The sequence below is a fragment of the Novosphingobium sp. B1 genome (assembly GCF_900176395.1).
In the GTDB taxonomy this organism is placed as follows: domain Bacteria; phylum Pseudomonadota; class Alphaproteobacteria; order Sphingomonadales; family Sphingomonadaceae; genus Novosphingobium.
The window spans coordinates 19356-29978 of the sequence record NZ_FWXL01000021.1 but is presented as its reverse complement, the minus strand read 5'-3'; the positions used below and the strand labels follow the sequence as shown (position 1 = coordinate 29978).

Genomic DNA, 10623 nt, shown 5'->3' with positions numbered 1-10623 from the left:
TGGGTGTCCAATGCGGTCGTAACGCGGTGCTCGTCCATCCCCCCAATTCAACCACGCCCCGAGGCTGCGCAAGGTGCCGACAGAACACCGCTTACTCCTGGCTCGACTTCGCTCTATGCGTACTGTCTTTCGGCTTCGGATTCGCCGCCAACCAGGGTGGGACGTGCCTGGTCGCCGCCGCTGACGAGCTGGCCAAGAGACACCCTCCTCGCATTCTCATCGGGCTTGTCTCAGCATCGGCAACTGCCGGTCTCGTTGCCGTTCCGCTCGTCTGGGCCGCGGCGATAGACGGACTAACAATCACCGCGTCCAGTATCGACTCCTCGCTCCTCGCTGGTGCCGTCGCGTTCGGAATAGGCGCCCTCGTCAACGACACCTGCTTGCTCGGATCGCTCGCTCGTTTGGGGAACGGGGAGGTCCGACTTGTAGCTCTGCCCTTTGGACTAGCGGCCGGGATGCTGCTCATTGACCGAGCGCGACACGATCGTATCGCAATGTGGCCAAGCCTGCTCGCGGAGCCGAGCGTGCAGGGTATGGTCTGCCTCTTGAGCTTTCTGATCATTCTTACGCTGGTGTCGATCATCCTGGCGGTCAGCGAGGTATCGCGACCAAGGGCGAGATGGCCGCTGGCATTATCGATGTTGGTCCTTGGAGTGACCGGCGGAGCGCTCTTTGCGCTATCGCCGTCCTGGACGCTTGCTCAGTTGCTGCAACACAGCCTTCTTCTCCACGACATGCGCACCGGGATTGTCGCACTCCCAGCTGTGGCCGCATCGGTAATGGGCGCATTCGCCGCCTCTGCGGGGCAAGGCAACATGGGCCTGCAGGAACCTTCTGCCCGTGACCTTCTTCGAACCCTCTTCGGCGGCTTCCTTATGGGGGTTGGGATCTCTCTCATCCCCGGCGGGAATGATGGTCTTATCCTGTCAGCAGTGCCCGCGCTGTCACCAGGTGGCTTCGCAGCCGTCCTAACCATGACTGCCACCATTCTGATTGGCTTGGTCGGACGCCGTAGGCTGGCACGCGGCGGGCGCATCGACCATTAGCGAACGTAACTGCTGATCAGGCGATAGGCTTTGGCCGGGCCCACCACGTCGATGATGGTCTCGAATGCACCCGGCCGCCCGAGAATGTAGCGAACCTCGTAAGTGTCGGCACCGCAGCGGTGGACGTCGTCAGCTACGAGCTGTTGATCGTCCACGGCGCCGAAAAGAAGCCGTACAAAGATATTGCCCAGGGTCGGCCCGTCCGCGAACGCGACCGTGAACCCCCTTTCGGAGGGACGATAGGTGTAGCTCCGGTGGGAGGATAGCTCTCGCCCGTCTCGCAATAGAAGCGTCCCGCATTCTCGGTAATTGGAAGTGCCATCAGGTTGAGGCTCGAAGACGGCCTTGCCGAGGAACTGCGCGCCGGCACCCCTGATCTCCCGATCGAGTTGCCAGGCGCCACTTAGACTTCGAAGGAGACGGGAGCCTTCGATCACCGGCGATTTGTCACCCTCCCTCGCAAGCTTGTACCAGCATGCTTAGGGTTAGGCCGACTGTACTGGTCGCCGTTCGACCGAGTTGAAGAGCAACACGAGCGACGCCGCGAGGAGAACGGCGTCCTTGAGCAGGAACTGTCCCGGCGCGGCCGATATCGCAGGGAAGCCTCCTGCGCTTGCCTCCGAGACGCCCGGCGTAGTCACAAAGAAAGTTAGTGTGATCAGGTAGGTTGACACCGACATCAGGGCGCCGAGCGCTGAGAAGATAGGCCGAAACGCGCCGACGGTCAGCGCCGCAGCCGTCGAGAGTTCGATGATCCCGACGAAGTAGCTCTGCCCCTGCGTTCCGAACATGCCGAGCCAACTCATCAGCGGGCTGTTCCCGATGAACGGGGCGATCCCTTCGGCCTCGTACATAGTGAACTTCATGCCGCCGAACCATAGGAAGACCAGGACGAGCGCCCACCTCAGCAGTGCCAGATCCCTTCTGTTTTCCTCGGCAACATGAAAGCGATAGCGGTTCAGAAACGGCATCGGAACTCCTCGATGAAGATTATGTCGGTTGTGGATAAACGGAAGATTTCAGTGGCGCCGTGTGCCCATCGGGCAGCCAAGACACCGTGCCTGATCGCAGAAGCGGCACGTCGCCAGCGCGCTCTGCGGATCATCCAGCAACGAAGTCAGAATGGTGTCGGCGATCCGTTCCAAAACTATGCGGTCGTTGGCAGAGACCCGGACCAAAAGGCCGGAAACCGCGGCATTTCTCAGGCTGAGGAGTTTGGTTCGTTCGGCATGCCCCCGCCGCGTCAGCGTTATACGTGCGACGCGGCGGTCAGACTGAGACTGCGACTTCCCTACAAAGCCCTGATCATCCAGCCGCTCAACAACGCGAACCGTCCCGGCATGTGAGAGGCGAAGGATCCGGCTGATCTGATCGATCGACATCCCCGGATCGTGACCGATCGCAATCAGCGCAGCAGCGGTTTCCCCACCCGCGGTAAAGGCCTCAGCTATGGCAATCCGCACCCGATCGGAAACGGCCTGAGCGAGCGCGCCAAAGACGTTGATCAGTCGATCTGAGGGCTCGTCCAGCATCGTCATCACCTTGCGTGATATATGCGCCACGCATACACCTTGGTAGGTCCTCTGTCGAGTTCGATCGAAATTTGATCGCGCTGCCTGTGTGGACCACTTCGCTCAGGATGGTGCTTGAAGGACGCGAAAGTAGGGTGGCGCAAACGGCGCCTTAGTTCGCGCGAACGCTCGCTATGGGGGTCGGCGCCTGCGGTCAGTTGCCGAATTTGGCCATCTCGAGCGCGGTATCCGCCATGCGTGTCGCAAAGCTCCACTCGTTGTCATACCAGGCTAGAACGCGGACCAGTCTTCGATCGACAACGTCGGTCTGGGGCAGTGCGACGATCGACGACTCGGTCCGATGGCTCAGATCGATCGACACCAACGGTTCGGTTGTGACCGCGAGCACGCCCTGCATTGGTCCATCGGCAGCAACCCGAATGGCTCCGTTCACCTCCTCGATGGTGACGTCACGCATGGCGGACACGGCTAGATCGATGACCGAAACATTGGGTGTGGGGACACGGATTGAGGATCCGTGCAGCTTGCCCTTCAACTCCGGCAACACGCGGCCGATTGCATTCGCCGCGCCCGTCGATGTCGGAATCATCGATAGAGCGGCTGCGCGTCCTCGATAAGGATCCGTGTGCACGGCATCCAACGTCGGTTGGTCGCCGGTGTAGGCGTGGACCGTCGTCATGTAGCCGCGCTCGATGCCGAATAAATCGTTCAACACTTTTGCCACGGGTGCGAGCACGTTGGTCGTGCAGGACCCGTTCGAAACGATTACATCCTCGGGCGTCAATGTCGCATGATTGACCTTGAAGACGATCGTCTTGTCGGCTCCTTCGCTGGGTGCGGAGACGAGAACACGTTTCGCACCGGCGCGGAGATGCGCGCCGGCCTTGTCTTTCGAAGTGAAGAAGCCTGAGCACTCCATCGCGATATCGACGCCGCACTTCTGATGAGGCAAGTCCGCCGGGTCGCGCTGCATGGTGACTGTGATTCTCCCGTAGCCGACATCGATCCAGTCGGCGCCGACGTCGATTTCACCCGGAAAGGGACCGTGGACGGAGTCGTATTTGAGGAGGTGAGCCAGGGTGCCGACCGGTGCGAGATCGTTGATAGCCACGACTTGGATATCCTGACGGCGAAGTTCGACCACCGAGCGCAACGTCAGTCTGCCGATGCGCCCGAAACCGTTGATCGCGACCCTGACAGTCATGCGCATTCCCTTTCGTTGATGAGAAATCGCCGCCGGGAACGAGTATCTCTCGCTACCGCTCGTAGGAAAATTGTCGCTCAAGTCGACGATATATGCGTGACGCATAGACCTAGGCGTGGGTTCCGAGCAGGTCAACACGGCGAGGCGACCGGGGTTGACTGTCCGTTTCCGGCGCCTGCTCGGCACCGTCGCGTAGAGCATGCAGCGCGCGACGGAACTGCGCGAGGAAGGGAAGGAGGATCTAAACGGTGTCTGACCTTGAAGCAGAAAAGGCTCTCGCAGCCAAAAGGGCAGTCGATGAAATCCAGGACGGCATGCTTGTCGGGTTAGGGACCGGCAGCACGGCGAACTACGTTCTGAAGTATCTTGGAAAGCGAGTTGCTGCCGGGCTCCGCATCACGGCTGTCCCAACCTCGCGCATGACCGAGGCTCTGGCCCGCGAATTGGCCGTACCGCTGGTTGCCTTCGGGGGTCTCAGTTCAGTGGACCTCACGATCGACGGCGCCGACGAGATCGATCAAAACCTCCAGGCAATCAAGGGCGGCGGGGGCGCTTTGCTGAGGGAAAAGGTTATTGCTGCGGCATCCGCTCGCGTCATCGCCGTGGTCGATTCAAGCAAGGTCGTAAGGCGGCTCGGCCGCTTTCCGCTACCCGTCGAAGTTTTCCCGTTTGCCGCTGAATTCGTCGGAGCGCGCCTCGCCGACCTTGGAGTTCCGGTGTCCCTCCGATTGCAGAATGACGATCCGCTTTTGACAGATCAGGGCAATCACATCCTGGATGTGGCCTTCGGGGTCATCACAGACCCGCAACAGACCGCACTCGCGATCGCAGCCATTCCGGGTGTTGCCGCGCACGGCCTTTTCCTCTCTGAGATCGATACGATCATCGTTGGGCGCGATGGTGCGGTTGACGTTAGACACGCGGATCGATCGTGATCCCAGTACTGCGGGTTGAACCTTTTGCCCCAGCCGCGTCCTTGATGAACCGAAGGGGGAGAGACGCCGGGGTTCTCTCAAGCCGCCATAGCCGCAGCGTATCGAGTGATATGGCAGCTCGTCGCAAACTACGACTGATGAAAATCGGATGTGCCTCGGTAAGTCTCTGACTTTGCGGGACTTCCGGTTGTTCTAACCTGCCAGATCAATACGCACCGAAGCTTGCTGTCTATGCGTCGCGCACATATACCCGCACGGATGGATGAACCTCGAGACCGTAACGTTTTCGGGGCGTTCGCACTTATGATCAGCGACGACATCGTTCGCGCTAGTTCATCGCGGGCGCCGGAAGAAGGACCTGCCGCGTCAGCGCTAGCGCTGCTCGCGCACCAGCCTGGGCTTTCGGTGAGAATGCTGGCGGTCGGCGTGGGCTTGTCGCACGCAGGGACGGTCCGCCTTGCCGATCGGCTCACTGCCGAAGGACTGATCGAGAGCCGGGCAACCGCGACTGACGGCCGCGTCCGTTCCCTGCACCTGACATCGGCCGGTCAGAAGGCGAGTGCTGCGATCCTAGCCGCAAGAGATAAGGTCATCGAAGAGGGCTTGTCGATCCTCAACAAAGACGAAATGAGGATCCTGGCCGACATTGCCGAGCGCGTCCTTCGTGGCCGTTTGGAGAACCTCGAGCACTCCTATCGCATCTGCCGCCTGTGTTGCTACGAAGGCTGTACCAATTGTCCTATCGACGCTGAGCTTCATGAGCGGGGGCAGGACCGCGAGTAGCGGCCGCACCAGTGGTCTTGAAGCGCGTGCTCAATGCTACGCGATTAGGTAGGTGGCCAGAAAGCCAAGGACCGTGATAAGCCCGATGAACGGAGGCGCATTCTCGAAGGCTTCCGGGATCATGGCTTCGGCGAGCATGGCCAGTACGGCACCAGCGGCGAATAGGAGGATGGCAGGCTCCTGCGCCGATGCTGATCCGAGCAGGAAGTTTCCAACACCTGCCGCGATCGCGATTATAAGCGGTATCCCGATCCATATCGTGTAGATGTATGTGCGAGACCGGCCGGCCAGCTTCATGCCTGAGGTGCTCGAGAGTCCCTGAGGCACGTTCGCCAGAAAAAAGCCTACGATTACGGCCAGGCTGATCGCGCCGCCGCCGGCGACCGACATCCCGATTACCAGGGCCTCAGGGATGCCGTCGAGCACGCTGCCCACGGCGATCGCAGCTCCACTGCCATGATGCTCCGCTTCGTTGGGTTGCTCGACGCACTCGCCACAACGCTTTCGGTCCCTCGCCCCGCGCCTAGCGAGGTACCAGTTTATGCCGCTGAAAATTCCCGCACCTACTGGCAAAGCGATGGTCGGCCATGTAGCCGCCCCGCCCGCATGTGGTCGAACGACGAGTTCCGTGGCGATCACGGCAAACAAGACACCGCCCCCGAACCCCATAATGGCGGAAACCATCCGATGACTGAGTTTGCCAGATAATGCATCTGCAACGATCGCACCCAAGAGCAAGCCGCTGCCAGACACTAGCCCCCACATGCCGGCAACGACGAACTCAGGGACGGGTGTCATAGGTGATCCCACCGTCGCAGCCTCCTTCAACAAACATCGACTTGCGAGCTGGCGCGTTCAATGGCGCTGTGATGTGCCAGCAGGTCGTGGCTTGGCCGCATCATCAGCGCGATCGGTCGAGGCGCCACGTGGGACGCGCGAAGTGGCAGCTATACCCCCTCGGATGTCGCACTAGATACTTCTGGTGCTCCGGCTCTGCCTCCCAGAATGGCTCCTCGGGATTGATCTCGGATAAGACTGGCCCGGGCCATCGACCCGATGCCTCGATATCCTCGATCGTTGCCAAGGCGACCTCCATCTGACGCTTGTCGGTATAGAAGATGGCGGAGCGGTAGCTTGGGCCGACGTCGCTGCCCTGTTGTTCGTACGTCGTCGGGTCGTGGATCTGGAAGAAGAATTCCAGCAGGGAGCGATAGCTCAGAACGGCGGGGTCAAAGACCACCTCCACCGCCTCTGCGTGGCCATGATGATCATGGTAGGTCGGGTCTACCGTTTCACCGCCGATGTACCCGACGCGTGTCGAGACGACTCCCCGCTTTTGCCGCAGCAAATCTTCCATGCCCCAGAAGCATCCGCCGGCGAGTAACGCTCGTTCCATCGGGTTTGCTTCGCTTTCGACAGACGGATCGCTCACAGATCCCTCGCTTCTGGGTCGGCTCGATTCCTCTTGATCATGCCGCCGGCTCGGAACTTTGCTTGGGTAAGGGTGCGTCGACGAGGTCGGTCTGGACATCTGATCCACGGATCAGCGTGAGGTCGACGGGACAGCGGTCGGCGATCTCGAGAATGCGCGCGCGCTGCTCCTCATCCAGAGGTCCTTCAAGGACAATCGTCCGAGTGAACCGGTCTGGAGGCATCATGTCCGCCACCTTCTTGTGCTCAACCCTCGTGCTCGCTCGTTCGAGCGGAAAGCCTTTGCGGTTGGCATAGAGGCGCATCGTCATCACCGTGCAGGCAGCGAGGCCGGCGGAAACCAACTCATATGGCGAAAGACCGCTCCCTAGTCCGCCGACCGATGTCGGCTCGTCCGAGTAGATCGAATGCTTGCCGCTGCGGACCTTGAGCTGGAACTTGCCCGCCAGCGTCTCGATGGCCTCGACTCCATCGGCAGCTTCAACCTGCGGAAGATCGGCCACGAGGGGTGGCAGGTAGCGATTGGCCCAGGTGGCGACCATGGCGGATGCAAAGTTCGCGTCGGCGGCATCTGCAAGAAGGTGATCGGCCGCATCGAGCGATACGAAGCTTTTCGGGTGCCGAGCAGCGACGAAGATGCGCGACGCATGCTCGACCCCAACCACCTGATCGAGGGGGGAGTGCAGGACGAGTAATGGACGACGGAGCGCAGCGACCGCCTTTTCTACATCCACCTGTTCGACGGCGTCGACGAAGCTGCGTCGGATGAGGAAAGGCCGGCCGGCAATGTCGACCGATGCCTCGCCTTCGCGTCTGATCGTGTCGAGATCGCTGGCGTTGAAGACCTTGAGGATGTGCTCGAGTTCCGCCGGCGCGCCGATGGTCGCCACGGCGACGATGTCCGGCAGATCGGTCGCAGCCATCAGAGCAGCGGTTCCACCTAGGCTATGTCCGATAAGAAGGGCGGGCGTCATCCCCGCGGTCGTCATCGCCCTTGCCGCTGACTTGAGATCCGTCACGTCCGCGGCGAAATCCACTGCCTCGCCTTCGGCGCCGCCGACCCCAGTGCCAGCAAAGTCAAATCGCAGGACGCCGATCCCTGCCCGTGACAGTGCGCGGGAAATGTGGACAGCCGCTCGGCTGTCCTTCCCGCACGTGAAGCAATGAGCGAAGATCGCCCATCCGCGAGGAGTGCCTTCCGGAGACTCTAGGAGCCCGCTGAGAAGCTTGCCCTCTCCGTTCTCGAACGTGAACTTCGCTGCAGGCACGTCGATACCTCCCAGAACATATGAGCGCGCCGTTCCAAGCCGGAACTCCGCATTCCTCCGCCATTCAACGATCTCCCCCACCCGCGAGCCGGGGCGAGCATTGCCTCGCGCTCTATCGTTGGGCCGGGCAGCACCTTGCATGGGCACCAGTCACGACAGGACATACCTTTTATATGCGTCGCGCATATAGACAACCCCTAACCGGCAAACTATATGCGTCGCGCATACTTCTCCGCTCCGGTCGGTCGAAGACGGATCTGCGGAGGTAGTCGAGAGACACATGGGCCGAGGGGTGATGGAACTCAATCAGGTCAGCTATTTCATAAACTTGGCTGAGACGCTGAATTTCACCGAGGCTGCTCGGTTAAGTGGCGTGTCGCAGCCAAGCCTGACGCGTGCCATTCGTCGCCTGGAGGAAGAACTCGGCGGGGCGCTGATCTATCGGGACGGAAAGAACAGCCGGCTCACGGGCCTCGGCCAGGATGTTGAAGCGGAATTCCGACGTATGCTCTTGGCGTTGAGGAGCGTGCGCGATCACTCTGAAAACTGGACGATGGGGCGCCACCGCGTGCTTGACATCGCTGTCGCGCCGACCGTCGGACCGAAAAGGTTTGCATCCTTTTTCGAGGGCGCCCTGGAGGAAGTCCCGTCTATCGAGATCAGACTGCATTCACTTCAGTCGGGCGAAGACTCGTCGGAGGTCCTATCCGGCAAGTATCACGCGTGTATCCTTCCGCGGGAAGTTCGCCCAGATCGGAAGCTCGATGTTCGACCGCTCTTCCAAGAGCGCTTCGTACTCGCCTGCGCAGTGAGTCACCCGTTGGCGGCAGCGGAAATTGTTCGTGGAGAAGACTTGGCGAAATTCCCGTTGGTCGATCGCCTCAACTGCGAGTTTCGCGACCAGATACAAGAGCACTTTGCGCGGCGCGACGTAGTGATGCGCCCGCGCTTGCGTTCAGACCGCGAAGACTGGGTCCACCGCATCGTTGCCGAGGGTAGCGCGATATGCATCGTCCCGGAGCGGTCAGCCGCAGAGACCGGCCTCGTTACGCGGCCTATCGAGGGTTTCACGTTGGAAAGGGAGGTGGTGATCGTGACTGTTTCCGGATCGACGGCGCCGGTTGAAATCCGGAAAATCGCGCAGCTTGCGGCGCGACATGAGTGGCGGTGAGCCGCATCAAGCAAAGCGCCGAGGCTATGGAAACTATGCGCACGACGTATTGGATAAGTACGTATGCGGCTGCGATAGTCGACTAGATGACACATCAGCCATGCTGATCGTGGTGCGCCTAAAGTTCTGGACTTAGCATTGGAGGTCTAATCATGAAGTTTGAGAAAACACAGGCCGCAATCGATCGCCTGACCCCTGAGCAGCGTCGCATCACTCAGGAGCACGGCACCGAGAGGCCGTTCACCGGTGAATACAATGACAACAAGGAGCCGGGGATCTACGTCGACGTTGTTTCGGGTGAGCCACTGTTCGCATCCACCGACAAGTTCGACTCACGCTCCGGCTGGCCAAGCTTCACCAAACCGATCGTCCCTGCGCATGTCAACGAAGTGCGGGACAGCTCCCATGGGATGACAAGGACCGAGGTCAGGTCGGTGCATGGTGACAGCCATCTCGGCCACGTCTTCCCGGATGGCCCCGCCGACCAGGGCGGCCTGCGCTACTGCATCAATTCGGCAGCGCTCCGCTTCGTCCCCCGCGATGAGATGGAGGCCGAGGGATACGGTGAATATCTCGATCAAGTAGAGGAGGTTTAACATGCATCAGCGCGCAGTTCTCGCTGGCGGCTGTTTCTGGGGTATGCAGGATCTGATCCGCAAGCAGCCGGGCATCATCTCGACCCGCGTGGGCTACACCGGCGGCGACGTCCCCAATGCCACCTATCGCAATCACGGCACGCATGCCGAGGGGATCGAGATCACCTTCGATCCCGAGGCGACGAGCTACCGGAACATCCTGGAATATTTTTTCCAGATTCACGATCCAACGACGAAGGATCGTCAAGGCAACGACCGCGGAGCCTCCTACAGGTCCGGCATCTACTATGTCGACGAGGAGCAAAAGCGCATCGCCGAGGACACGATCGCCGATGTGGATGCATCCGGGCTCTGGAATGGCAAGGTCGTCACCGAGGTCGAGCCCGTGGGCGACTTCTGGGAAGCCGAGCCGGAGCATCAGGACTACCTCGAGAAGCGGCCGGGCGGTTACACATGCCACTTCGCACGACCCGACTGGGTGCTTCCAAAACGCCAGGACGCCGGCGGCGCGCACGGCGCGGCTACGGCATAGGCGGACTGATCGAGCGGATCCACGCTCCTTCATAGCATCAGCAGTTCCCTTCGTGGTCGCGTCGCCATGCGATCTGGCCACGAAGGGATGATCGTTCTGACAGTCTGTTGGACCGGCTTATTTCG

13 protein-coding genes are annotated in these 10623 nt (G+C 60.7%); 6 read left to right on the top strand and 7 right to left on the bottom strand.

Annotation, left to right across the window (positions count from 1 at the left end; translation table 11 throughout):
• The first annotated feature begins 26 nt into the window (after window positions 1-26).
• Window positions 27-1046, top strand: a complete 1020-nt coding sequence (locus tag B9A23_RS19655; RefSeq protein ID WP_084280968.1) for a YeeE/YedE thiosulfate transporter family protein — start codon at window positions 27-29, stop codon at window positions 1044-1046.
• Here B9A23_RS19655 and B9A23_RS23390 read toward each other — a convergent pair.
• From B9A23_RS23390 to gap, 4 genes are all read right to left on the bottom strand, one after another.
• Window positions 1043-1483: a DUF6314 family protein gene (locus tag B9A23_RS23390; RefSeq protein ID WP_254895205.1), complete on the bottom strand. Its 441-nt coding sequence runs from the start codon at window positions 1481-1483 to the stop codon at window positions 1043-1045. The two genes, B9A23_RS19655 and B9A23_RS23390, sit on opposite strands and share 4 nt — an antisense overlap.
• 48 nt (window positions 1484-1531) lie before the next feature.
• Window positions 1532-2017 (bottom strand): YkgB family protein, encoded by a 486-nt coding sequence (locus B9A23_RS19645; protein WP_066782100.1) that lies wholly within the window; start codon window positions 2015-2017, stop codon window positions 1532-1534.
• Window positions 2018-2065: 48 nt separating this feature from the next.
• Window positions 2066-2578 (bottom strand): MarR family winged helix-turn-helix transcriptional regulator, encoded by a 513-nt coding sequence (locus B9A23_RS19640; protein ID WP_082746385.1) that lies wholly within the window; start codon window positions 2576-2578, stop codon window positions 2066-2068.
• Window positions 2579-2771: 193 nt separating this feature from the next.
• Window positions 2772-3782, bottom strand: a complete 1011-nt coding sequence (gene gap / locus B9A23_RS19635; RefSeq protein ID WP_084280979.1) for a type I glyceraldehyde-3-phosphate dehydrogenase — start codon at window positions 3780-3782, stop codon at window positions 2772-2774.
• Between the two features lie 248 nt (window positions 3783-4030).
• Between gap and rpiA the strand changes: the two genes are divergently transcribed.
• Together rpiA and B9A23_RS19625 are read left to right on the top strand one after the other, a co-directional pair.
• Complete coding sequence (gene rpiA, locus B9A23_RS19630; protein WP_066782098.1) at window positions 4031-4717, top strand: ribose-5-phosphate isomerase RpiA; 687 nt, start codon at window positions 4031-4033, stop codon at window positions 4715-4717.
• A gap of 258 nt (window positions 4718-4975) precedes the next feature.
• Window positions 4976-5500, top strand: a complete 525-nt coding sequence (locus B9A23_RS19625) for a MarR family winged helix-turn-helix transcriptional regulator (RefSeq protein ID WP_254895204.1) — start codon at window positions 4976-4978, stop codon at window positions 5498-5500.
• A gap of 36 nt (window positions 5501-5536) precedes the next feature.
• Here the strand turns inward: B9A23_RS19625 and B9A23_RS19620 are convergent, their stop codons facing one another.
• The 3 genes from B9A23_RS19620 to B9A23_RS19610 all read right to left on the bottom strand — a co-directional run bounded on the left by B9A23_RS19620 (window position 5537) and on the right by B9A23_RS19610 (window position 8199).
• Window positions 5537-6298 carry a ZIP family metal transporter gene (locus B9A23_RS19620; RefSeq protein ID WP_254895203.1) on the bottom strand — a complete coding sequence of 254 codons (762 nt, stop codon included), beginning with the start codon at window positions 6296-6298 and terminating at the stop codon, window positions 5537-5539.
• A gap of 103 nt (window positions 6299-6401) precedes the next feature.
• The gene (gene msrA, locus B9A23_RS19615; RefSeq protein ID WP_084280965.1) at window positions 6402-6896 is read right to left on the bottom strand and encodes a peptide-methionine (S)-S-oxide reductase MsrA; all 495 of its coding nucleotides are present in this window, start codon (window positions 6894-6896) and stop codon (window positions 6402-6404) included.
• A gap of 73 nt (window positions 6897-6969) precedes the next feature.
• Complete coding sequence (locus B9A23_RS19610) at window positions 6970-8199, bottom strand: bifunctional alpha/beta hydrolase/OsmC family protein (protein ID WP_254895202.1); 1230 nt, start codon at window positions 8197-8199, stop codon at window positions 6970-6972.
• 295 nt (window positions 8200-8494) lie between these two features.
• On the opposite strand from B9A23_RS19610, the gene B9A23_RS19605 reads away from it, so the two are divergent.
• The 3 genes from B9A23_RS19605 (at window position 8495) to msrA (B9A23_RS19595) (ending at window position 10498) form a co-directional block, all read left to right on the top strand.
• Window positions 8495-9370, top strand: a complete 876-nt coding sequence (locus tag B9A23_RS19605) for a LysR family transcriptional regulator (protein WP_139797585.1) — start codon at window positions 8495-8497, stop codon at window positions 9368-9370.
• A gap of 152 nt (window positions 9371-9522) precedes the next feature.
• Window positions 9523-9966 carry a peptide-methionine (R)-S-oxide reductase MsrB gene (gene msrB, locus B9A23_RS19600; RefSeq protein WP_066781578.1) on the top strand — a complete coding sequence of 148 codons (444 nt, stop codon included), beginning with the start codon at window positions 9523-9525 and terminating at the stop codon, window positions 9964-9966.
• 1 nt (window position 9967) lies between these two features.
• Window positions 9968-10498 (top strand): peptide-methionine (S)-S-oxide reductase MsrA, encoded by a 531-nt coding sequence (gene msrA, locus B9A23_RS19595; protein ID WP_084280961.1) that lies wholly within the window; start codon window positions 9968-9970, stop codon window positions 10496-10498.
• The last annotated feature ends 125 nt before the right edge of the window (window positions 10499-10623 follow it).